Raw genomic sequence first — 24,452 nt, 5'->3', positions numbered from 1 at the left:
AATGACGGGCGTTCAGTACGAATGATCCTCCAATTTATTCTATATTCAAGAAATTTTTGACTCATAACGTTTCCAGCCCATAGGCTGTTGGCCTGACAAACGCTATGTAGACTTACCTATGATGAGTATGCAACAACCCATAAGCACCCCAACCAGTTGGTCAGAGACTGCCTCCGATGCGAATTTCTGGTTGACGCTATCCCAAACGGTACTCCCCCCCTATGTAAACACCTGCCGATGGTTTGCCGGGAAAGCCCGGCCGCAAACAGGCTTTTCCGTAAAAACCATCCATACCCTTTCGCTGACCGATGGTGATGTGGCTTACTTGTTGGTTCTGGAAGCCTCCTATTCCGATGGTGTGCCCGAACATTATTTGCTGCCGCTTTCGTTCATTCCCGATCAGACCGTCCCACAGCTTTCCGTTCAGCGCGCCGATATACCCGAAAAAGGCCGTGTAGGTGAGATCGCTCTGAACGGACAATCAGGGATACTGATCGATGCTATTTACGATGAGCGGTTCCGGCAGGTGCTGTTTACATCCATTTACCTGAATCGGATCATTCCTCAGGCCGTCGGCCAGATAAGCTTTCAACGGGGTAAGGGGCTGGACGAAGGCGACGAACTGCTTAACTCACGCGTGCTACCCGTCGACTCTAGCAATTCGGCCATGACGTTCGGTGACAAATACTTTCTGAAACTGTACCGTAAACTGTTTCAGGAAACTAATCCTGAAGTTGATATGGTGGCGTTTCTGACGGACGAAAGCAGTTTTCCGAACATTCCGGCTTTTGGCGGCAGCATTGTATGGCAACAACCCGACAGCCCCGATATTACGCTGGGCATGGTGCAACGCATGGTTCCGAACGACAAGGATTCGTGGATGCAAACCGGCGACTACCTGAATGATTTCTTGTATGGTGTGCCGAACCGAATGTTTGCCATTCGGGAAGATGTATTCGATAAAGTGGAACTGCTGGGCCGACGAACGGGCGAATTGCACTGTGCGCTCTACAAACCCGGAGCCGACCCTGCCTTTGCGCCTGAACCCTTTACAGACGAATACCGCCAGTTTTTGATCCGGCGATTCGAAGATTTGCTCGAACGCCGGTACGCCCTCCTGATCGATAATTACACCAAACTCGATCCGCAGGCGCAACGGCTGGCCTGGGTGTTTATGGAAGCCAAAGAAATGATCGACACGTTCATTGCCGACTTCCGCACCCGGCCACTTCAATCGCTACGCATCCGTATTCATGGCGACTACCATCTGGGGCAGGTACTGGCCGTAACGAATAACCAGGCAGGTGCCGACTTTGTGATGATCGACTTTGAAGGGGAGCCCGAAAGCACCATTTCCGAACGGAAGATCAAACACTCTCCCCTGAAAGATGTGGCGGGTATGATCCGATCGTATCACTACGCCGTTTCGGCTAAGCTCTTTAATTCGACGGAAACAGCTGGTATTGAGCCTGACCATTTACAGCGCGTATCGGACCGCTGGTTTTACCTCATCCGAGACACGTTTCTGGATGCCTATTTAGACGTGTTCGGTGCCCCGCATCCTTTGTTCAAAAACAACAGCGAGATCAATTTTCTGCTCCTGATTTACCTGCTCGAAAAGGCGGTTTACGAGTTAGGCTATGAAATTAGCTACCGCCCCTCCTGGGTAAAAATTCCGCTGAAAGGCATCATTGATGTGGTGCGTGAGATCGAAAAAATCCGATTGAGCGATGGCGGTGTTGCGCATGATGTACCGATGCTGCAAACCGGACTACTGCAAGTGAAACCAACCGAATAGATCATTCAGGGCGCTTGTTCAGGGTCTGAATCGTTTACAATCTGAATGAAGACCTTTGAGCGTCCCACTTTTTTTCTAACTTTCCGACTCTGATTACGTTCACTAACGGAAGCTTATCAGGTTTAACCTATGGCAAAACGAAAAACTACGACGGACTCGTCGCCTATACCCGACAATAACCAACCGGAAACATCAACGCCCCCAAAATCACCCAAACCGAAGCAAGCACAGGCAGCCCCTACCCCATCCGTTCCGGCCGAACAACCTGTTTCGACAGGGCCTTATTCCCGCTTCACTGATTTCGACATTTACTTGTTTCGGTCAGGCAAGCACACCAGGCTCTACGAGAAATTTGGCTCTCATGTCGTTGAGTATAGTGGCGTAACAGGCACCTATTTTGCGGTTTGGGCCCCCTCGGCCCGTTATGTTGCAGTTATTGGCAATTTCAACGGATGGGATAAAGGAAGCCACCCGATGAATGTTCGCTGGGACTCTTCGGGCATCTGGGAAGTATTCATCCCGCACATTGGCCGGGGCGAAACCTATAAATATTTTATCGTTCATGAAAGTGGACGTGAGCTGGAAAAAGGCGATCCGTACGCTCACCAGTGGGAAGTTCCCCCCAAAACGGCTTCGGTCGTCTGGGATACGTACTACGAATGGCAGGATCAGGGCTGGATGGCAAACCGCCATACAAAAAATGCCCTCAATGCACCTGTTTCAGTCTACGAAGTACACCTATCGTCCTGGCGACGTGATCCTGGTAACCCCGAACGCGAACTGAGTTACGGCGAAATTGCTGATGCCCTGGTTCCGTATGTGCAGGAGATGGGCTTCACCCATGTGGAGTTTATGCCCGTTATGCAGTATCCGTATGCCCCCTCCTGGGGCTACCAGATTACGGGCTATTATGCACCCAGCAGCCGGTTTGGCACAGCACAGGATTTTATGCGGCTTATCGAACGACTGCATCAGGCTGGCATCGGTGTCTTGCTCGACTGGGTTCCCTCCCACTTCCCCGGCGATGCGCATGGTTTGTACGAATTCGACGGTTCGCATCTGTACGAACACCCGGATATGCGGAAAGGCTACCATCCCGACTGGAAAAGCTACGTATTCAACTACACCCGGCCCGAAGTACGCTCTTTCCTGCTCAGTAATGCCCTGTTCTGGCTCGATCGTTGTCATGCCGACGGGCTCCGAGTGGATGCTGTAGCGTCGATGCTGTATCTGGATTACTCACGCAATGCGGGCGAATGGGAGCCGAATATGTTTGGTGGTCGCGAAAATCTGGAAGCCATTTCGCTCTTTAAGGAACTGAACGAAGCGGTTTATAAAGAATTCCCGGATACCCAGACGATTGCCGAAGAATCGACCGCTTTCCCTGGTGTATCGCGTCCGGTCTATACGGGTGGTTTAGGGTTCGGCATGAAGTGGATGATGGGCTGGATGAACGATACGCTTCGGTACTTCGAACGCGATCCAGGCTACCGCAAATACCATCAGGACGAACTAACGTTCAGCACAATTTACGCCTTTACCGAAAACTTCATGCTGCCCCTGTCGCACGACGAGGTCGTGTATGGTAAGCAATCGCTGGTAGGTAAAATGCCGGGCGACGAATGGCAGCGTTTTGCGAATCTACGGTTGCTGTTTGCTTACATGTTTACGCACTCAGGTACCAAATTACTGTTTATGGGTGGCGAATTTGGACAAACGGCCGAATGGAAGTTTGATACCAGCCTGGACTGGCACCTGCTGGAATACGCCCCGCATAAAGGCATGGCCGCCTGTGTAAAAGCCCTCAACCAGCTTTACCGAACCGAGCCCGCCTTATACGAACGTAATTTCTCTGCCGATGGCTTCGAATGGATTGATACCACCGACCGTGAAAACAGCGTGATCACCTATAGCCGGAAAGGCAATAACCCCAACGATACGGTACTGATTGTGCTGAACATGACGCCCATTCCGCGCGCTCATTACCGGATAGGTGTACCAGCGGCAGGTTCGTATAAGGAAATTTTCAATAGCGATGCTACGGAGTTTTACGGTAGCGGTGTGTTGAATGCAACGCCTATTGCCAGTGAGCAGGAAGCCTGGCATGGCCGCTCTCAATCGATCCAATTAAATATACCTCCGCTAGGTGCTGTTGTGCTCAAAGCGGTAAATTAGTACAGAATGCTGGAGTGAAACAGACGCGTCTTCACTCCAGTATTTTTCTGTTTGGATACCTCCGCATAAAGCGGGTCTAATTCCGTCGTTTGCTAAAACCGCTTACTCGAAAAAACAACAGAGCCTTAAGTCGGGTTAGTAAAAAACTACCGTTTGCCGTTACCGTAGGGTATGTTTAGGAAGACCCGGACACGATCAGATTACCTGATAACGGCGAATCCATCTAACTTTGCCTGCTCGAACAGCCTGATTTGTCTGCATGAAGAAAGTTCTGATTCCGCTTTTACTGCTTATTTCTACCTATAGCTTCGCCCAATCGCCTGTAGCAGCTCGTCTGAGTAGCGGATACGATCTGGGAATGGCTTACTCCACTAATCATTACAATCCATCCATTGCCTACTACCAAATGCTTAATGTAGGCGAACGAAAACTGTTTTCGCTGGGCTGGAACCTGCGACTGGGTGCATTTTACGGTGATAATCTTGACTACTACACAGCCCCAGCCCGACTAACTCGCGAAAAAACAGGCTTTGCGGCTCTGGGCGCTCCGCTTGTCATTAAAAATATCGATACTATCCGGTACGATTATGTGACCATGACCTCACTCAATGTGGGCATTCGGGCGCAAATCAATCTGGGGAAAGTCGAAATAGGGGCCAGTGCCGATCTGTTGGGATTGACAATCGGGAAATCACGCACAGGTCGTTACAAATCCTCGACGGGTCAATTTACGCTTCACTCGGCTTCGGGTGCCGACTCGGTAAATGTATACTTTCAGGGGAACAACGTTTTTCAAAAAGCATCGCCCAGTCGGTTTAATGTGCGGTTGTTAGGCGATAATGACATTGGCACACTTGCTACCGAAGTTTATGCCCGGCTTCATCTTACCCAGCGTTTAGCCGTCAAAGCAGGCTATCAATGGCTTGTTACCGAAACGAAAACATCCAATCGCGATGTCGTCGCCGATAATAACCGTTTTCGTCACCGGGCTGGAATGGCCTATCTGGCTTTGACATTTCCCATCTTCTACTAACGAACCTGCTTAATGCAGGCCCCAAATAATCGGTTGTATTATACTGAAGAAGGAAGAATCTTAACGTAGCCCTGCTTGTGAGCTAAGGTATGAATAAGATTCTTCCTTATAAACCGATCGCAAACGCTTTCGTTTTACACCTCAATCGGCTTTAAATCGAAGTAGGTTTGAAAGATAGCGTCGCCAACAGTATTAGTACGCGTCTGGAAGTTATCGAGATATTGGTGGAGGCCTGTCTTAAAAATATCGGCCGTTTCGGTAAACTCAATATCGGTTCTTAGCTTAGACAGCATGCGTTCGGCAGAGTTCCCAAAACCTTGTGTAATGTTATTCCCTGAAATTTCGTAGAGCGATAATTCAGCCTGCCGGATACAATGCGCCACAGCTCGCGGAAACATCTTATCTAAAATCAGAAATTCGACAATACTGGCCGGTGTCAGCGACCGATACTGCTGACGGTGCATATTATACGCACTAACCGATTTCAGAACCGCTGACCAGATCATCAAATCGATGGTTGATCCAACCAGCTCTATTTCGGGGAGAAGTGTAAAATACTTCACATCCAGAAACCGGGATGTTTTATCCGCCCGCTCTAAAAAACGCCCCAATCGCCCAAAGTGCCAGGCTTCATTACGGGTAATTGTTGCATCAATGATTCCATAAAAAAGCTGTATGCTATTCCGAATTTCCGTAAAAAAGTTTTGCGTCTGCGTCTGCTCCCACTGTTGCTTTGGCGAAGTATCGCGTACCATTAGATAGAACGTATTCAGGTGTTCCCACATCTCTTTGGAGATAACTTCCCGAATAGTTCGGGCGTTTTCGCGAGCATCGCTCAGGCACGACACGATTGAATTCGGATTTCGCTTATCGAACGTCATGAAATGAATAACATTCTCACGCGTAGGCTCCGAATAATATTTCTTAAACCGCTCATTATCAGCCGTCGCTGTCAATAACGGCTCCCACTGCTGATCAACATTGGGTGGCAAATCGAGGGCCAGGTTGAAATTCACACTCATGAAACGAGCATAGTTCTCAGCCCGTTCAATATAGCGGTGCATCCAATAAACTGAGTTAGCAACGCGACTTAGCATAGCATATAAAGTTGGGGTAAAATCGGGTATTGCCAACAAAAATAGGGACCTTAACCGATTAATCAAGACACTGTTACCAATATACGATAATTTCACCAAATTATCATCTATCAGCGGCAGACTTAAGTTGGCTCGCCCTTGATACTCAAACAGGCTAAGGCCAGAAAGTATGTTGCCCACTATTGCCTACCCCAACCTACTAATTCATTGGCAAATAGAAGTGTTTTGATTGGAACGAGTAGATGTAGATTATAGAAATAAGCTGCCGCCAGAAGGCTCTTAGAAAACAGTGCATGGCTAGATTAGGTTTACGCACACGCTTAAAACTTGTAATCAGTGCCCTATGCTTTACTGGATTTACCTGTTTAATGATAAAGGACAGGCAAAAATAAATAGCCTCTAACTCTGTCCGACTAAACTCGTTGTCAAAGGTGCGAGGAGCAATTCCCGGAAAAATAGCCTCGGGAGCTATTAAGGTGGTAATGTACTGTTTAAGTAGATTAACATTGGGTTGAGTAGTCATTTTATTTTAAGGATCTTGGTGAGATAATAAGTAAATATAATACGCTTTGCCTATACATACCTAAATGTTGGTACACTGTAAATCAGCTTATTTTCTTTTTGGCATATTAGAGCTATACTATGTTAATCTTTGCATACAAATGAGTAAAAAGCTATTTTTTTTATGTAGATTAAAATAGAATGAGAGGTATTGGGCCTATCCCGCTTATTTATTTTTCCAGGAAAAAGGTAAACCCATAAAGGCTGTATTTTTACATTTCCGCAGAAAAGCGTAGTTTTGTGCGCTTGGCTTTATGGTGTAATGGATAGCATCACAGTCTTCGGAACTGTTGGTTGGGGTTCGAGTCCCTATAAAGCCACGAAGCATACAAAAAAGCCAGTCCTCAACGTGGGGCTGGCTTTCGCGTTTTCTTAACCTAAACTAAGTCCGTAATTATGTAGGATGTATGAGATAGGATGTGTCTACTGGTCAACTACTTCATATATCATACATCGTATATCCTATATTCTCTATCAGTTCTGCCCGCCTACCCGGTTTTGTTCGGACGAGGTAGCGGAGTTGCGTTGACGAGCGTTTTTAACGTTTTGATTGCCGAAGCGGTACGAGAATGTCAGCATAATGCGACGGCTTTCCCAACGCGACAATACCCGGAAGTTAATGTCCTGAACGACCGCCCGACCATTGAACTGGTTCAGCCAGAATGGATCGCTCACGTTCAATTTCAGACTACCCTTGCCGTCCATCATTTTCTTCTGTACGCCCACATTGAAAGCGCCCATGGGTTGTGCCCGGTAGAAGCCATACTGCGATGCCGAGTTGTACCAGCCCGACACTTCGGCCGACACACTTTTGCTCAGGGTAAAGTTTTGCGAGGTATACACATTGTAGGCCCCGATTTTCACTTCGTAAGGAGCGCCCGAATAGTAGGTCTGGTAGTGCTGGTAATAGGCATTGATATTGTTCTGCATCCGCCACCATCTCGTTACCGTTACGGGAAAACTCAAATTCAGGCTCAGGTTGTCCATATTACCCAGATTTTCGGGGGTTACGAACGTGATGTTCTCCGAAGCAATCTGCCGGGGCGTTTCGCGGTTGATGAAATCCGAGGTACGGCTGAAGCTTAACGAGGTTGTAAAGGCATTTTTGTACACGTGGGTCAGTTCAACCGCGTTGGTGTACTGTGGCCGCAGGAACGGATTCCCCTGCTGGTAGGTATACGGGTCCAGATAGAACACGAACGGGTTAAGGTTCTGGTAATCGGGGCGATCGATCCGACGGCTGTACGAGAAGTTCAGTACGTTGTTGGTATCCAGTTGGCGCGACAGAAACAGGGTTGGAAACAGATTCAGGTAGTTCCGGTCAACGGTTTGGTTCAGCGTCACCGACGTACCAATCGAGTGCGTATGTTCGGCTCGTAACCCCATCTGTACCTTCGTTTTGCCCAGTTTGCCAGCGTAGTTAATATACCCAGCGTTGATATTTTCGTCGTACTTAAACTGGTTTGAGCGGCTGGCATCGGGCAACCATTTTTTGGTTTCCTGCTGCAACGTATCGTAAATGCTGTTATTATCGGCCTGTACGTAGCTGCTTTTCAGCCCTATTTCCCACTTACCTGTCTTCGTTGGCAGTACATAATCCGTTTTGAAAGCCATAATGTTGATGGTCGACGGCATGTTGTTCCGAACATCCTGATTCAATCGAGTGGGAAGGTTTGCTGCATTGGTATAGGCGGTACTCAGGTTATTGGTATTCATACCACCATAGTGCACGTAATCGGCGTCGACAGTCCACTCACGGCCTTTTCCCATATCGTATTTATAGTTGAGGTTCGTAGTGATGTTCGACATTTTATTGCCCATGCCGGTTTGTGTAATGGCTTTGCTGGTCAATAGACGATTTTCGTTGCTGATCATGGTATTGTTCTGCCCAGCCGATTCCCAGTCGTTCGAGAAACCGTTGACCAATACCCCAACAGTGCTTTTCTGATTGATGAAATAATCCATCCCTGCCTTATACGAATGCCCTTCAAACTGGTTCGGCCGAAACGATATCTGGTCGAAGTACGTATTCTTGCCCTCAAAGGGAATTACTCGGTTCAATTCGTTGCTTTGCGAACTTTGGCGGTTTGTATAGCTATAGTTACCAAACAGGTTGACTTTACCCTCGCGGTGGTTCAGATTGATCGAGGTATTGAATTTCGGCAGATCATCACGAGCACCGGTAAGGTTTTTCACCCAGCCATAACCCGCCCCTATGATCACATTACCATTGGTGCCGAAGTTCTTGTTTTTCTTCATCTTGATGTTGATGATCCCTGAATTACCAGCCGCATCGTATTTAGAACCAGGATTTGTGATAATCTCAATCGACGCAATGTTGTCGCTGGGCGTATTTTTCAGCAGATTCGATACTTCCTGTTGCGAGAGGTAGGTCTGTTTTCCGTCGATATAGACAATCACGCCTGCCTTCCCTTTTAACTGAATCTGGTCGTTCTGACGGTCGATGGTAACACCGGGTGCTTTCTCCAGCACTTCCAGGGCGGTGTTGCCACTAGCTACGATGCTGTTTTCAACGTTCATTACTGTCCGGTCGACTTGCTGTTCGATGAATGGCTTTTGAGCCACCACTTTCACCTCAGTCAGGTTTTTGGTTTCATCAATCATGGTCAGCAGTGGTAATTCGCGTGCTGGAGCTGCCTCATTAATTTCGAACGGTGCACTATACGTTTTACGATATCCGATCTGTTGAGCAGCCACCAGATACCGTCCAGCACCCACATTCTGGAAAGTATATTTCCCATCAACATCGCTGATGGATCCTTTTACCAGGGTAGAATCTTTCGCTTTCAGCAGCATCAGGGTTGTAAATTCAAGGGCTTTCCCAGCCGATGTACTAACCTGGCCATTGACAGTGCCCCGTGTTAAGGCCTGCCCAAAGGTTGTTGCCAGGGTCAGTAGGCTAAGTAAGAGGAAGGAAAATATCGTTTTCATAGTATGTGTTGTTAGAAGGTCGCTTGTTTCTTGTGCCTCAGTACAATGCAAAGGTAGGTAGTGGGCATCACAAAGTACCTGTTCTTACACAAGCGGTCTTAACAGAAGGATGAGTGGAATTTTATTGGGGATTGGTGTCTTGAAGAACGATATTCAATGAAAAGACACCCGTAGAGAGAGAAAGTTGCATACTGGAAGCAGAATTTAACCGATTTATGAATTAATCTTACTTTGTCCCTATTTTCTCTTGGAATAGGATTAAACCAATTCATAAGTCGGTTAAATTTCTGTTTCAGGAACAGATCAGAATTTCAGGCCGACCGTCCAGACACTGGCGTCAGGGCCTTCACCCGCCTTGAACGGGCTATTTGGCTCATATCGGCCAAATAATTTGGCATGGCCCCGGTAACCCAGCTCGGCGGTCCATCCCCAGCGGACCGGGTTCAGATTGAACGAATTGTGCGTGCGTACGGATGAGCCACCTACAGGTTTTACTTTCGTATAGCTATCAAGACGAAGGCCTGCATATGCACCTGCTGCAATCGAAAATCCAGATTTGAAGGACAAATTCAGCATCATGGGCAGATTGAGTTGCGTGGTTACCAGTTTCGACCGGTGCAGGTCAACATCCGATTGCTCAATGGTCAACTGGTTGTTCTGCTTAACCAACATATTTCGCCCTTCAAACATGAAGTTATTCCAGGCTACTTCCGGGCCAGTTACCAGACGAAGTTTTGTCGCTCCGCCAACCGCTACTGGAATCCGCATCTGCCAGCCAAGAGCAATGAACCGGGAGCCAATCGGCCGAAATTCGTAGCCTGCCGGGAGCGTACCACCCAGGCCATTCAGGCCAACATAAATACGCAGATCGGAACGTACCCGCTCGTAAGAACGGTACGAGGTTGATTTGATAGTAGGAGCGCTTACAGATGTTGAATCAGTTTGCGCAAACGAAGCCGTTGACGTAGCAATCAGGGCAGTGGCGAGGAGGTGTTTGAACGTGTTCATAGTGGTTGTATTGTTAAAGGTTCAGGGTTTAGGAACAGAATTTGATTAAGGGTTCAGACGATGGTCCGCAGTTGGTTGTATTCGTTTTTTGGAATTTGACTGGTAGATGTCAAAATCCGAAAGGCAGGTTGCATGAGGTTCTGAAAATTTTGGAATTATTTTTTCAAGTCGCCCACCAGCCAAGATTATACACTGAAAATCAATATATTACCTTAGGCTTTAAATTAGAAATAATTAGTCGGTTGGCAGTTGGGCAAGGCAAATACGAAAAATCGTCCAGCAAAAAGCCACCCGCTGCATTGAGGCAAGGGGTGGCTTTTCACGGCAAAAAAACTATGAAATGTGACAGCTAATGCTGTTCTGCAAAAACAATAGGCAGATAGATAATAAATGTGGCTCCCTGCCCAGGCTTACTATTGGCTGTAATGACTCCTCCATGATTGGTGACCACTTTCTCACAAATCGCTAATCCAATACCAGTGCCCGCAAATTCATTCCGGGTGTGCAATCGCTGAAATACCTGAAAAATTCGGTCGACGTATTTCTCATCAAAGCCAATTCCATTATCCGACACCTTAATTTGGTGATAATTGGCCACCAATCGCCCTGGCCGAACCGACGCAGGTAATTCCTGTGCCTTCACCTGTTCGGCCTGAATCTGTATAACAGGAATCGTTTCGGGCCGCCGGAATTTAAGCGAATTACTGAGCAGATTCTGAAAGAGTTGACGTAACTGCGATTCGTCGCCCGGTACTCTGGGCATCGTAGTTACCTGTATCTGCGCACCTGACTGTTCAATAACTACTTCCAGCGTATCGAGCACTTCGGCAATCACCTGATTCAGGTTGACCGAAGCCGTCATTTCCTGACGAGTCGATATTCGCGAAAACGTCAGCAGGTCTTTTATCAGTAACGACATACGGGCTGCTGCTGTCTGCATCCGTTCCAGGTAGTCGACTCCATCGCCCAGTTCATCGGCATACTGCGCCTTCAGAATATCCCCGAACGACTGTATTTTCCGGAGCGGTTCCTGTAAATCATGACTAGCTATATAAGCGAACTTCTCCAGGTTCTCATTAGATCGACGTAAGTCATAATTGGAGGCCACCAGTTGTTCGGTACGGGCCTCTATCTGCTCTTCCAGGCTGACGGCCAGTTGTTTCTGCTCATGAATATCAGTAGCCGTCCCTACCCAAAGCATTACATTTCCCTCTTCATCATGAATGGGAAGGGCACGATTCAGATGCCAGCGATACATGCCATCGGCACCACGTCGATACCGATTTTCAACCGCGAATATTGTACCCGTAGCCAGTGCCTGCTGAAACGTAGAATGGGTAAGTTCCCAATCGTCGGGGTGTACAACGGCTTCCCAGCCCTGTTCCTTTGACTGATCGAAAGTAAGCCCCGTGTAATCATACCATCGCTGGTTGAAAAAAGTAAACTCGCCTTCGGATGTGTTGGTCCAGGTCATCTGTGAAATGGCCTCCAGGAGCGTCCGAAAACGCAGTTCGTTTGCTTCGATAAGCCGACGGGCTTCTACCTGCTCGGTTACGTCGATGGCCATATCCATAATCGCATAGATTTCTCCAGCAGCATTACGTATAGGCTTATAGGTAAAGTTGAAATAATACGTCCCCATCTTACCATCGACCAGCAAATCGGCTTTAGCCTCCTGGGAGCTGTATTCGACCCCTGTTGTATAAACGTTATCCAGAATCTCCAGAAAAGGCTGTCCTTTCAGTTCTGGCAATGCCTCGGCCAAAGGTATACCTGCTACATCGCCTTTCCCCCAGAACTTCAGCATAGCCTCGTTGGGCATGTCGATAACCATATCCGGTCCAACAAATAAGCTGATGGCTACCGGAGCCTGGGCAATCAGATTACGAAACCGTTGCTCACTTTCCTGCAACGCAATCTTTGCTTTTACCTGATCGGTCACCTCTGTAGCAACAACCATAATGCCGCTCACTTCTCCTGCCGAATTATGAATAGGCGCGTATACAAAGTTGAAATAGCCCTGTTCAAGCTTACCTTTTCGATGCAGTAAGGCCAACGTTTCTGTCCCATAATGAGCAACCCCCGAATCATACACCTCTTCGAGTAATTCAGTAAAGCCCTGTCCTTCCAGTTCGGGAAGCGCCTTTATAAGCGGCAAGCCAATAATGCTATCGTCTTTACCCCAGATTTCGAGCATGGATTTGTTAGCCGTTTCGACAACCATTGTACGGCCATTCAATATACCGATAGCAACCGGGGCATGCGTAATGATATTGCGAATGCGGGCTTCGTTGGCCCGAAGTCGGGCTTCGGCCTCTACGCGTTCGTTGATGTCGTGGGCTATGATGATGATACTCTGGGTTTCGTCCTGAGCATCGGCTACCCGCGTCACGTTCAATTGCACCCACCGGATCGACGAGTCTTTATGAAAATACCGCTTCACCAGGTTGAAGTAAGGCCGTTTACCCTGCACCACTTCTTCAAACAGATGACGATTCCAAGGACGATCTTCGGGGTGAGTGAGTTCGAAACTGTTGAGCGTACATAACTCTTCGACCGAATAACCCAGCAGCCTTGTATAGGCTTCATTCACTAAGGTAAAATTGGCCTGTGTGTCTACGAAAGCAATGCCCGTCGAAGTATTGTTGAAAGCGATCGAAAAGCGTTCTTCAGCTTCCCGAAGCGCTTTAGCTTTCTCCGTCTGTTCCGTCACATCCAGTACAATACCTGTTACACCAATCGGCTTTCGATTTATATCGAACTGATACTGACCAATTATTTTCACCCAATGAACGGATTTATCAGTCCATACAAATCGGGCTTCGTAGCTAATCGTTCCGGTCTGCATAGCTACTTGATGCGCTTTATCACGAATTGGCTTATCCTCAGGATGGATATGTTTGACAAAAACGCTCCATCGGATGTTTTCGCTTTCATCGCCTAAAAGGATACGGGCAAACGCTGGGGAGTATCGGATTTCACTCGTCAGCAGATCGATCATAAATGCCCCTGAGCCTGACCCCTCCAGTGCAATCCGGGCCTGTTGTTCAGAAAGAGCCGCCTTTTCTTTTGCCAGCACTTCCTCAGTAATATCTTCGGCAACGCCCGAAAATCGATGCGGCTGGCCTTCATCAGTGAAGTGCGTTTGTCCAATAAAACGTACCCATCGCAGCTTTTGGTCCTGAACGCCGATTGTCCGAAAGCTCATATCGTAAGTTCCGCCCGATTCGGGGTTTAAGGCCCACTGCACTGCCTTTTCAACCCGTTCCCGGTCGGCAGGATGAATAAAGTCCAGCGTTCGTTCGTAACGGATAGCACTTTCGTCGGTAAGTCCACAAAGCTCCTGACATCGGCGGTCCCACTTAACCACGCCCGTCTGAGGGTCTAGTTCCCAGGTACCCAACTGAGCCGATTGCAGGGCAAAGCGCAATCGTTCCTCACTTTCAATACGTGCCTGCTGCAACATAACCTGCTCAGTCACATCCTGCATAGCCCCCACCATGCGTATGGCTTTACCGTCCCGCCAGAGCACATAGCCCCGATCGAGTACAATAGCATGTGAACCGTCGGCCCGCTGGAAACGGTATTCGGCCGACCAGTTTTTGCCTCCCTGGTCGATAACCTGTTGAATACCCGATACAACACCCTCCTTATCGTCAGGATGTACATGTTTCGACCAGGACTCAAACCCATCCGCATCTTCTCCCTTCAGATCATACCCAAAAAGTTGCGTATAACCTTCGTTCCACCAAATCGAGTTGGTTTCGAGGTCCCAGTGCCAGACAGCATCACGTGTGGCTTTAGTTAGTAGTTCGAACAGCTCACTGGTCGTTACTAAGTCGGTATTTAATGGTAAATTTCCCTCAACCTTGTTAAGCATCCCCGTACTAAGTAATTGACCAAACAGCTTGCTCGGCACGTTTTATAGAGTCGAAATTGTCGTCAGGTTTTATTTGTAGAAAATTTCTCATCTAAACAATTTCATTTTACCTAGTCAACCCAAAAGTCACTGATTGTGTTATTCCTAACTTAATAGAACAATAGCTGCGCTGAGTGTGAATCTGGCCCGCAAGTACGCAAATTACTCAACCGATAAATTGAAGCAGCTCAAATCGATTGGCAAATGGATCACGGAAGAAGAACCGATCCCGTCCATCGATATCAGATGAATATTCGATCGCCAACCCTTTCTGCCGAAGCATTTCCTTTGCCTCACTGAGATTACCAACTTCAAAAGCCGGATGTCGTTTGGAAAAGCTGGTTCCTGCTTCTTCGCGAACATGCAACTCAATATCGCCCATCTGAAACCAGATAGCCCCGCCCGGATGGTCGCCCGGAATTTCGGTAAGCCCTAAACTATCTGTATAAAACGCACGGGCTTCGGCCGTAGCGCCCTCCGGGATACAAACCAGTATGTGATCTAGTCGCTTAAATTGAATCATGGCTGTGTGTAATTGAGCGATTGAGTGAATAAGCTGACGCCTGTTTTTCGCTCAATCGCTCATTCACTCAATCGTTCAATAAAACTTGGGAAGCGGATTTAAGGTCAGATTTTGTCGCTGATGCCAATAGGGATAAATGGGGGGCGTTTCGCTGGCTTTGTCCAGTTTTTTCAGTTGCTCGACGGTCAGGTGCCAGCCAACAGCGGCAAGGTTCTGTTTGAGCTGTTCTTCGTTTCGGGCTCCAATAATAATGCTCGATACCGTAGGACGTTGCAACACCCAGTTGATGGCTACCTGAGCTATTGACCTGCCGGTTTCGGCAGCGATCTCTTCCAGCGCATCGGTGATGGTATAAAACGTTTCTTCCGAAACGACGGCCTGTGGCACGGGGCTCCCTCCTTCCACGACCCGCCCTTCAGTTGGTTTGGGTTTGCTACGCCCATATTTACCACCTAAGCGGCCACCGGCCAGCGGACTCCAAACCAGCGCCCCTACCTGCTGATTGATACCTAATGGCATCAGTTCCCACTCATATTCGCGATTCACCAATGAATAGTACACCTGATGGGCCACGTAGCGATTCCAGCCGTATTTCTCCGAAACGGCGAGTGATTTCATCAGATGCCATCCCGAAAAATTAGAGCAGGCAATGTACCGTACTTTTCCACTTTGAACCAGATCGTCCAGGGTCCGCAACGTTTCTTCAACAGGTGTATTGCCATCGAATCCATGCATGTGATAGATATCGATGTAGTCAGTTTTGAGCCGCCTAAGGCTACTCTCACACTGCCGAATCAAATGGAAACGCGACGACCCCTGGCTGTTTGGACCTTTGCCAAAGGCGAACGTTGCTTTGCTGGAAATCAAAACTTTATCACGAAGCCCGATCAGGGCTTCCCCTAAAATTTCTTCAGAAAGGCCCTGCGAATATACATCGGCGGTGTCGAACAGGTTTACCCCTGCATCCAGGCACAGGCCAACCAATCGTTTGGCTTCATCGACCTGCGTGCTTCCCCAGGCTTTAAAAAACTCGGTACCTCCGCCAAAGGTGGCCGTTCCAAAACTTAATACCGGCACGTTCAGGCCCGATGCCCCTAATTGTCTGAATTCCATAGCTACTGACTATACTACGTTTGATTACTTATTCACTCTATTCGTACCTGCAAGTTGCAAACTGCTTATTGTTTATAAAGAGAAAGGTATCAAAATTTAACATATGGTTTTTTACGGTTAGTCTACTATACCATTTGCACTTCCTTTCTTATGAACCTGGTACTATGCTTTTGGTCGAACTACTATGCAAATTAGTATTATTTCTATTTACTCTTTCAATAGCACACTGATTATCAGACCGCTACCTCACATAATTATTTAAAGAATTGCTTAAACAATTTACGTTTTTACTGCAAAAAGGAAGGCACTTTTTGTACTTTACCAATATTAGCAAACTATCTCAGGGCTTCCTTTAGTTATTTAGCATAGAAACCAGATGCATTTTACGAGTCGAGTTCAATTTGCTTACCAATTAATATTAGTTTTCATCTGTTTCGGGCAGCTTCTCTAGATTCTACTGGCTGTCAATAACTTACTCCGTACCTCAGGCTAAGACAGGCCCTCAGAGGCATCCTGACAATAAGGATTTAACGTACAGAAATCATGAAATTCCTATATACATCAACCCATTCCAATACAACGACTTCATTCTGGCCCAATCGCTGGAATGCCATCCGTTCGGCCCTTATTCGTTTTATTGATCGACATGCGCCAACTTTCGTGGGCTTATCCCGCAGCGCTACACCTTTTGGCGGCAACTGGCTCATGACCAATCGTTAAACATTCTTCAGCCTGTTTAAGCCGATTTTATACTGCCTTGTTCAGTCATAGTAGACCGAGCCACTAGCTCGAAAAAGTAATCGATGACCTATCCTGAACCAACACAGTTGACGGGTTTAACACCTGGTTGCGGGATTCAGGAAGGGGCTAGCCTATGATGTTTACCGTTAACACGTGCTTAGAGGAGCATACCGATTAGCTATTGGGTCGATACAACCCGATAGCTTGGCCCGAGTAGCAGCCAACGGCTACTCTCCCATTAAACTTCACAACACATGAATCGTTTTTCAGTCATTTATCTGCTTAAAAAGCAGTACCATCATATTGATTGCGCCACTCATGCCGAAGCCGATGCATTACTAGCACAGTTGCTTACGCAGGATGGCTACCGACCTATTGGCATATACGACGCCAAAACCGAACTTTTTTTCTGGGAACCTACCCGCCAGCATCAGTACGACAAAGCCAGTATTGAGAAGCAGGGCAAACAGGGAAACCAGATGATTCGAATTGCTCAAACGCTGCGCCAACGCACTGAAAATCAGGAGCAACATAGCAATTCGATAGCCCAGTTACACATGTAGGTGAATCGTCACACGTATTCCCATTCATCATGCAAACCAACACACACGAAACATTGAATGCCCTGCCAACCTTATTGGCCTATCCAGGCTTTCTGGCAGGTTATCGAACCATCGATGAAACGATCAACGACCACTTATTCAGCAACTACCTTCGTGCGCTCATCCAGCAGGATATGCTGGCATCGGCTGGTATAACCGATCAGCCGGAAGAGTCGATTGAAGCGTTTATCCGTCAGTTTACAAGCAATGCCGATTCGCTGGCCAGCTTATGTTCCGACGGTATTTCGAAACTCCCTTTGCTGCTACTACCAACGCTGCTGGATGCGCTGACCAAAAACGGCGATGTTCATCGGATGGCTTTCTTACTGGCCGCTTATGGTCATTATCTATCCGCCACTTGTGATGATATAGAAACAGACAATCCGATAGCGGAGTCCGGCTTTCCGCAGGGAGACTGGGCTAAAATCACCAGCTCAGATGCCCTAGCTTTTTTACATATTTCAGCGTTTGCCTCGGCCCGTTTGCACAACTACCCCCATTTTGTGGCTATGTACAAATCGTATCGGACGCAGATTGACAAATACGGGGTTGTTTTTCTATTAAAACAAATGGCCTATAACCAGTTAGCGCTTCAGTAGTATAAGTATAAAAAACAGAGCTATGATCAAACAAAAATCGGTACCGAAAATCTCGGTACCGATTTCGAACACGTCTGAATCCCTTTAAAAGGCTTTTCAGTGCTTTTCATCGTCTATCATAGGTTAGCATAAGATTTACGGTCATTTCTGCTGTTTGTACAGAAATACATAGGATTTATATTGTCTGTCGGAGGTAAAGTGGGGAGTCGCCAAATCCAGGAGAGCTCCCCACAATAAACCATATTACCAACCTAAAAAGGTTCGGCAACTTGCGGCCGACTTCATTAAAATTCACTTAAATCTGACGCCCAATGGTAATCTATTTATTAGGCATCCGGTGTCGACTCAGATCAGCTCGGCCGGTCGTGTGCTTGACTGACGAATTTGATTCAGAAGCTGCGGCTCCGAAACGCTGGGCGTAGCACCACGCTGGGTAGCTACATAAGCACCTGTAGCACAAGCAAACTCGAGCGTTTTGGCAGCCGTCTCACCCTGTAAGGTCTTGTATAGGAAAGCAGCTAGAAACGAATCGCCGGAACCGATCGTATCTTCTACGTTTACCGGAAACCCCGGATGCTCTGTAAATCCTTCGTCATTAAGCAAAATCGCTCCGTTTTCGCCACGTGTAACACAAACGGATTTCAGTTTGAAGCGATCGCGCAGAAACGTCATTGCTTCGCGTTCGGAAAGGGGCGATGAGAACCAGCCAATGATCTCTTCCAGCTCGTTGTGATTGATTTTCAGAATATCCGCCTTTTGAAGCAGATACGAAACCTCCAGCGGATTGTAATGTGGGGCTCGCAGATTCACATCAAACACACGCAAGGCAACCTGATCGAGTAATTGGTGCAATGTATTGCGCGAGGTCTGACTCCGGGCTGCCAAACTACCGTAAACCAGAATTGATTTCTGATACAACGAACTCAGCGAAGCATCGTACTGAATATAATCCCAGGCTACGGGCTGCAATATTTTGTACACGACTTCATTCCGATCAGTCAGATTGGCTTTGGCAATACCCGTCAGGTGGGTGGCTCCTAATTGCACATAGGCCGTGGGCAGATGTTTCTCCCGCAAAAATTCCAGCAATTCGCGACCCAGATCGTCGTTGCCAACACGGCTGATGAGCTGGGCATTCATGCCAAAATTACGCAGGTGAACGGCCACGTTCATGGGGGCTCCCCCCGGTTGTTTGCTGTTTGGTAAAACGTCCCAGAGTATTTCGCCGAAGCAAAGAATAGGCTGATTCATGGATGAAAAGGTTTAGTGGACAACAAATGTTTTTTCAATCTGCTCCAGGCTTGTGCCTTTCGTTTCAGGCATCAGGCGTAAAACGAATACCAGTTGCAATATCATCATGGCCGTAAAAAACAGGAATGTATTGCCACCGCCAACCTGTTCGGCCAGATACGGGAACGTAAATGTAATGATAGCCGCCATCAGCCAGTGTGTAAAACTACCCAGTGCCTGTCCGCTGGCCCGTACTTCGTTCGGAAAAATTTCGGAGATAAACACCCAGATAACAGCCCCCTGCGAAAACCCAAAGAAAGCAATGTAGCCAAACAGCAGGAGCGGTACCGTCATTCCACTGAAATCCTCCGTATAGAACGCCCGCGCCACCAACGCCAGGGTAACGATCAGGCCCACCGAACCGATTTTCATTAGAGTGCGCCGACCGAATCGGTCAATTAAATTCATCGAAATCATGGTAAAAACAAGATTGATGAACCCGATACCTGCCGACGACAATAAAGCCGAACTTTTACCCAGACCCGTCATTTCAAAAATTCGGGGTGCGTAATAAATAATGGCGTTGATGCCCGAAACCTGATTGAATACAGCAAATAACACGGCGAGTAAGATAGGTGTTTTGTGCGCAGACGAAAACAAACGAGTCGAACCATCGGTATGGTGATTGCTTTGCTGAATAGCCACCATCGTTTTTTCGGCAGTGGCCGGATCGATCATACGAAGAACATCAAATGCTTGTGCAACATCCCCCTTCTTCAATAACAGCCAGCGTGGACTTTCGGGGATATTGAGTACGGAAATCAGAAAGATCAGCGAAGGAATAGCCTGTATGCCAAGCATCCAGCGCCATGAATCAGCGCCGATACCCTGTAGTAAGAAGTTTGACAGATAGGCAATCAGAATTCCCAATACGACATTGAACTGGAATAAGGCAACCAATCGGCCTCGCGATTGGGCAGGCGATATTTCGGTAATGTACATGGGGGCTGCCACTGATGAAGCACCGACGCCCAAACCACCCAGAAATCGAAATAGAAGAAAAACGCTCCAGCCTGTTGCCAGGGCTGTTCCGAGCGAAGCAGCCAGATACAGAATAGCAATCCCGAGCAGCGTTTTCTTCCGGCCTACTTGCTCAGCCGGAATGCCACCCAACATCGAACCGAGTACGGTCCCTATCAGGGCAATGGAAACAGTAAGGCCATGCTCCCAGACATTCAACTGCCACAACGACTGCAATGACTGTTCAACACCAGAAATGACTGCGGTATCGAAACCGAAGAGAAAACCACCCAACGCAGCCGTAATTGACCAGAGAAAGATGCGCTGCTTTTGACTCATGCTTACTAATATGAATCGGGTTTAGGAGCGATTCATGAGTCAAAGGTAGAGAGGAGTAATCGTGGCTGGCTTTCAAAATCTGTTCAAATAATTACAATTCACAAGCCAGTAGACAACCAATTCACCATCAAATAATTAGCTAAATAAAACAAAGAAGACTATTATAAATATGTTACAGTCATTTTAACTTTTGTTTCTGCAACGATTCTCTGTCAACTAACTACTGAAAATGTGGGCTATACCTGTACTTCGAACCGATACCCTACGCCATGAACGGCAACGATTCGAACTGCCGAATCATCCTGAAGTAGTTTTCGCAAGCGGGATACAAATACGTCGACGCTACGGCCTACAAAAACCCCTTCATCCTCCCAAACCGATTTAAGAATGAAATCTCGTTCGGTTACCTGATTCGTATGGTCAATGAAGAACTGAAGCAATTTGGCTTCACGGTATGTCAGCGTATGGTGGTTCGTACCCACGTGAAGCATGAGTGTTTTAGGACTGAAACTCGATGTACCAAATCGTAGTAACCCGTCCGAAACTGAATCTGGATTGGGGACTTCAGTTGATGTCTGTTCGGATGGCCACTTTTTCCATACCACATATCCCAGCCCAGTGAGGCAGGCACTCAGCGCTAGTACCCACCAGACCATTACCGGCTGAGGAGATTCGTCCTGTAATGTATTGAAGGTAACCTGTAAGGTATAACAACCAGCTTTCTGCTTCCGTCCGCCACAGGGAACCTGCCCTGTTCCGACCAGATCGTTAATATTGTATCCAAGTTGTAATTCTCCACGAGCGCAATCCAGCACAGCTACATCGTAGTTATCTCGAATGGCATGAACAGCAAATGACTCTTTTAATAATTGGGGGAGTTGATCATAATCGAACGCATGATCCAATCGAATTAAAAACGTTTGTGCATTCGGCTGTTGTACTGGAGCAATTCGTGACGTATCATCTCCGGCTTTATGGAGTAAATGGTGCGCTGTGCGTCGGAGTGCCAGGTTAACTTTCCGGACAAAATGCGACTTTTCTGTTGTCGGAGCAGATGGGGTTAATCTGGCAAACAGGATTATCAAAACGCCCGAAAGCATTAATGCTATAGTTGTAAATAGCCGGACTGACGTACGCATTTGTTTGCTTGTTAAATAGGATTTACGGTTTCAGGTATACAGTTACGGTGTGCGCCTTATAGGGTTCGCCTACTATAAACCGTATAGCTAAAACCGTAAACTTCATCACTCAACACCCTGGCGACCAATTAAAAAACCAACTAACACCTTGTAGTCGAATGGCTCGCCGAGCTGCTTTATCCATTGGTCGAACCGGGTCAATCACCAGATCATCGCCGGGCCGGGCCAATTCCATCATTGGAGCAATATCATATAGCTGTTGGGCCTTATCCGATTCCTCTTTGTGAATAAGGACTCCATTCCGATAAAGATACATACGAAACGGAATTTTGACGGCCTCATCCGACGTTGGGTCACCTGAAACCAAAGCTAGACGCCCGCGGCTATGGATGGAAAATACAGCTAAGTTCAATGGTTTATTATTCAACACAAGCGGATTCGTGTAAAATTCCGGCTTTACTTCAACTATCGATCTATGAATAGCTGCAGGTATAATCTTCCAGGAAGTAAGCCCTAGCACAGAACCTAGTATAACGAATACAAATCTGTAGGTTTTCATGATAAAATGGAGTGAGGTGAATTAACGAACAAGGATTTCATTGTGAGGTAATGCATACTGATTGCCAACCGTCAGCAACACAATATGATCACCTTTTCGGCATTTGGCCAATACATTCTGGATGTTTACCCGTTTGACTTCCGCTTTCGAATACCTTGTCAGCGTTTGGCTGTTCTTATCGCGTATCGCCACCATAAAAGGTATCGGCTCCACAGCTTTACTTTTGGCAGATGATAGCTCGACTATATGGACGGTCAATTCGCCCGTGGCCGTAGTCGGAACACTACATTTCCCTATCGTGGTATACTGGTCAACAATCATTTTATTGCCCAGAAAAGCAGCGGAACAGTGGCTGAAGGTTTGCTGGCTCCAGCCGATGGTTGAGGAGGCATAAACCAGTAATGCGGTGATAAGTGTGTTTTTCATGCTGGCTAATTTTTTATCCGTACCAAAGCAAATCTAGAGCCACCACTCACACAGGCCGGTAAAGCCTTGTAAAAGCTTGTAAACGAATTGTAAAAGTTGCTTTCTTTGGAAAAAGTGCAACTTTTTATCCTACAGCCTCCTGTAAAACCTGCTCTTAAAATCGAAAACCTGTCTATCTGCGGAGGTTACGCAGATAGACAGGTTTTACAATCACTTAGACGCAATTACTATTGAGGAGACGACTTTACATAGACCTGCGGCTTTGGTGTAATGCACAAGGTGAGCCATGTACGGCGAGCCAGTCGGAAAAAATAAGGCGTCAACAAAACCAGCGACGGCAACATGCCCATCAGGTAATAATCCAGATCGATCTGAAAGCCCTGTACGACAATAAAGAAGGTCAATAAAATATAGATGGTATAAAACGCATAGCTCACAAACATCGACGTCCAGTAAAACCCTGGCTCAGGCATGAAATTTTCACCACAGTGTGGACAGTGATCGTGCATTTTATCGAAGTTTTTGCTGAATGCGCTGTTGGTGACGAAAAAATCGCCCTGATGGCAACGTGGGCATTTATTAAAAGCAATGCTATAGAATCGGCTATTGGCAAACATAGTAGTGGAGCAGAAAAGCAGTCAACATACGCCTGCTTAGTAGCTGTTGCTCAGGCAGTTTTTATATTACAAAGGTAGAGATCAAACCAGTCAGCCCCCAATACAAACCATGCAACGTATGGCACAAATCAACGATCTGCCAGAATCGCCTGCCGAAATTCAGCGGGAGTCTGCCCCGTATGCTTTTTAAAAAAACGAACAAAGTATGAGGGATCATCGAAGCCTAACTGAAAACCAATTTCTTTTATCGACTGTGTCGTATGCGTCAGTAATCGCTGGATTTCGATAACGATGCGTTCATGAATGAGTTGGCTGGCCGTTTTTCCCACTACTTTCTTACAAATGTGATTCAGGTAATTGGGAGTCAGGTGCATTTGATCGGCATAGGCACTTACTTCCCGAACTGTCAGAAACTGGTACTCAATTAACTCCTCATAAGCCCGAATGCGATCATACAAATGGGCCTCCTGACCTACCCATTGCTGGTTATAAAGCCGATTGGCCGTTTCGAGTACAATGTGCAGGTACGACAGAAAAACCTCCGACCGATTGGGCCGACGTTGTTCATATTCGTCGTAGGCATACGTCAGCAGGTTACTAAATAAGGGCTGCTGTTCGGCAACTTCCAGCAAAGGCTGGTGCTGATGCGAATGATAAAACGGGTATTGCTGTAACCGATTTCCAAAGCGGCTCCGAAAAAAGTTGGCATCGAAGAACAAATTATAGCCTCTTGCATCGTCCGATAGGTTCCAGCTATGTACCTGTCCCGGCGTTAGAAAATAAAGTTGATGAGCCGCCACCGTATAGGTCCGAAAATCGATGGTGTGCGTGCCGCTGCCCCGAATAATCCACATCAGGAGGTAAAATGTATGCGAGTGAGACTTGTCGATACCTTTCACCTCCTGTACTAGTTTTTCCAGACGGGCCATGTAAAAAAGTGCTTCAGGTTCATGGCGTGGAAATGAATGAAGCTTATAAACCGGAACCAATACGGACATAGT

General features: G+C 47.2%; 19 protein-coding genes and 1 tRNA gene. 7 read left to right on the top strand and 13 right to left on the bottom strand.

The features are described from left to right. The first annotated feature begins 121 nt into the window (after nt 1-121). The 3 genes from B5M13_RS06990 to B5M13_RS06980 all read left to right on the top strand — a co-directional run bounded on the left by B5M13_RS06990 (nt 122) and on the right by B5M13_RS06980 (nt 5,006). Nucleotides 122-1,798, top strand: a complete 1,677-nt coding sequence (locus B5M13_RS06990; protein WP_080054996.1) for a putative maltokinase — start codon at nt 122-124, stop codon at nt 1,796-1,798. A 129-nt stretch (nt 1,799-1,927) separates the two neighbouring features. Further along, a complete protein-coding gene (gene glgB / locus B5M13_RS06985) occupies nt 1,928-3,973 on the top strand; it encodes a 1,4-alpha-glucan branching protein GlgB (protein ID WP_080054995.1) in 2,046 nt (681 codons plus the stop codon). 259 nt (nt 3,974-4,232) lie between these two features. Then, nucleotides 4,233-5,006 carry a hypothetical protein gene (locus B5M13_RS06980; protein ID WP_080054994.1) on the top strand — a complete coding sequence of 258 codons (774 nt, stop codon included), beginning with the start codon at nt 4,233-4,235 and terminating at the stop codon, nt 5,004-5,006. A gap of 134 nt (nt 5,007-5,140) precedes the next feature. Here the strand turns inward: B5M13_RS06980 and B5M13_RS06975 are convergent, their stop codons facing one another. Then, nucleotides 5,141-6,103 carry an alpha-E domain-containing protein gene (locus B5M13_RS06975; RefSeq protein ID WP_080059828.1) on the bottom strand — a complete coding sequence of 321 codons (963 nt, stop codon included), beginning with the start codon at nt 6,101-6,103 and terminating at the stop codon, nt 5,141-5,143. An 809-nt stretch (nt 6,104-6,912) separates the two neighbouring features. On the opposite strand from B5M13_RS06975, the gene B5M13_RS06965 reads away from it, so the two are divergent. Further along, nucleotides 6,913-6,984 (top strand) — tRNA-Arg (locus B5M13_RS06965). A gap of 154 nt (nt 6,985-7,138) precedes the next feature. Here B5M13_RS06965 and B5M13_RS06960 read toward each other — a convergent pair. The 5 genes from B5M13_RS06960 to B5M13_RS06935 form a co-directional block, all read right to left on the bottom strand. Then, nucleotides 7,139-9,616: an outer membrane beta-barrel family protein gene (locus tag B5M13_RS06960; RefSeq protein WP_080054992.1), complete on the bottom strand. Its 2,478-nt coding sequence runs from the start codon at nt 9,614-9,616 to the stop codon at nt 7,139-7,141. Between the two features lie 303 nt (nt 9,617-9,919). Beyond that, nucleotides 9,920-10,624 carry an outer membrane beta-barrel protein gene (locus tag B5M13_RS06955; RefSeq protein WP_080054991.1) on the bottom strand — a complete coding sequence of 235 codons (705 nt, stop codon included), beginning with the start codon at nt 10,622-10,624 and terminating at the stop codon, nt 9,920-9,922. Nucleotides 10,625-10,973: 349 nt separating this feature from the next. Beyond that, entirely contained in the window at nt 10,974-14,504 is a 3,531-nt protein-coding gene (locus tag B5M13_RS06945) for a PAS domain S-box protein (RefSeq protein ID WP_218919483.1), read from the bottom strand. Between the two features lie 205 nt (nt 14,505-14,709). Next, a complete protein-coding gene (locus B5M13_RS06940) occupies nt 14,710-15,066 on the bottom strand; it encodes a VOC family protein (RefSeq protein ID WP_080054988.1) in 357 nt (118 codons plus the stop codon). A gap of 75 nt (nt 15,067-15,141) precedes the next feature. Continuing rightward, entirely contained in the window at nt 15,142-16,179 is a 1,038-nt protein-coding gene (locus B5M13_RS06935) for an aldo/keto reductase (protein WP_080054987.1), read from the bottom strand. A gap of 543 nt (nt 16,180-16,722) precedes the next feature. Here B5M13_RS06935 and B5M13_RS33330 point away from each other — a divergent pair. The 3 genes from B5M13_RS33330 (at nt 16,723) to B5M13_RS06925 (ending at nt 18,121) form a co-directional block, all read left to right on the top strand. Beyond that, nucleotides 16,723-16,899 (top strand): hypothetical protein, encoded by a 177-nt coding sequence (locus B5M13_RS33330; RefSeq protein ID WP_155297202.1) that lies wholly within the window; start codon nt 16,723-16,725, stop codon nt 16,897-16,899. Between the two features lie 275 nt (nt 16,900-17,174). Beyond that, nucleotides 17,175-17,483: a hypothetical protein gene (locus B5M13_RS06930; RefSeq protein WP_080054986.1), complete on the top strand. Its 309-nt coding sequence runs from the start codon at nt 17,175-17,177 to the stop codon at nt 17,481-17,483. Between the two features lie 29 nt (nt 17,484-17,512). Continuing rightward, the gene (locus B5M13_RS06925) at nt 17,513-18,121 is read left to right on the top strand and encodes a mannitol dehydrogenase family protein (protein ID WP_080054985.1); all 609 of its coding nucleotides are present in this window, start codon (nt 17,513-17,515) and stop codon (nt 18,119-18,121) included. A 345-nt stretch (nt 18,122-18,466) separates the two neighbouring features. Here the strand turns inward: B5M13_RS06925 and B5M13_RS06920 are convergent, their stop codons facing one another. The 7 genes from B5M13_RS06920 to B5M13_RS06890 all read right to left on the bottom strand — a co-directional run bounded on the left by B5M13_RS06920 (nt 18,467) and on the right by B5M13_RS06890 (nt 24,449). Then, nucleotides 18,467-19,372, bottom strand: a complete 906-nt coding sequence (locus B5M13_RS06920; RefSeq protein ID WP_080054984.1) for a carbohydrate kinase family protein — start codon at nt 19,370-19,372, stop codon at nt 18,467-18,469. 12 nt (nt 19,373-19,384) lie between these two features. Then, nucleotides 19,385-20,710 carry a sugar porter family MFS transporter gene (locus tag B5M13_RS06915; protein WP_080054983.1) on the bottom strand — a complete coding sequence of 442 codons (1,326 nt, stop codon included), beginning with the start codon at nt 20,708-20,710 and terminating at the stop codon, nt 19,385-19,387. Between the two features lie 236 nt (nt 20,711-20,946). Beyond that, the gene (locus B5M13_RS06910) at nt 20,947-21,849 is read right to left on the bottom strand and encodes a helix-turn-helix domain-containing protein (RefSeq protein WP_245859820.1); all 903 of its coding nucleotides are present in this window, start codon (nt 21,847-21,849) and stop codon (nt 20,947-20,949) included. Nucleotides 21,850-21,958: 109 nt separating this feature from the next. Further along, on the bottom strand, nt 21,959-22,165 hold the full coding sequence (locus tag B5M13_RS33325) for a hypothetical protein (protein ID WP_155297201.1): 207 nt from the start codon (nt 22,163-22,165) through the stop codon (nt 21,959-21,961). Between the two features lie 264 nt (nt 22,166-22,429). Further along, complete coding sequence (locus tag B5M13_RS06900) at nt 22,430-22,834, bottom strand: hypothetical protein (protein WP_080054981.1); 405 nt, start codon at nt 22,832-22,834, stop codon at nt 22,430-22,432. 227 nt (nt 22,835-23,061) lie between these two features. Beyond that, on the bottom strand, nt 23,062-23,451 hold the full coding sequence (locus B5M13_RS06895; protein WP_170061093.1) for a DUF983 domain-containing protein: 390 nt from the start codon (nt 23,449-23,451) through the stop codon (nt 23,062-23,064). A 128-nt stretch (nt 23,452-23,579) separates the two neighbouring features. After that, nucleotides 23,580-24,449 (bottom strand): helix-turn-helix domain-containing protein, encoded by an 870-nt coding sequence (locus tag B5M13_RS06890; RefSeq protein WP_080054980.1) that lies wholly within the window; start codon nt 24,447-24,449, stop codon nt 23,580-23,582. Nucleotides 24,450-24,452 lie beyond the last annotated feature (3 nt).

It is taken from the genome of Spirosoma aerolatum (assembly GCF_002056795.1).
Lineage (GTDB): Bacteria > Bacteroidota > Bacteroidia > Cytophagales > Spirosomataceae > Spirosoma > Spirosoma aerolatum.
Note: the sequence above shows the minus strand (reverse complement) of the source record. Positions and strands in the feature narration are given on the sequence as shown.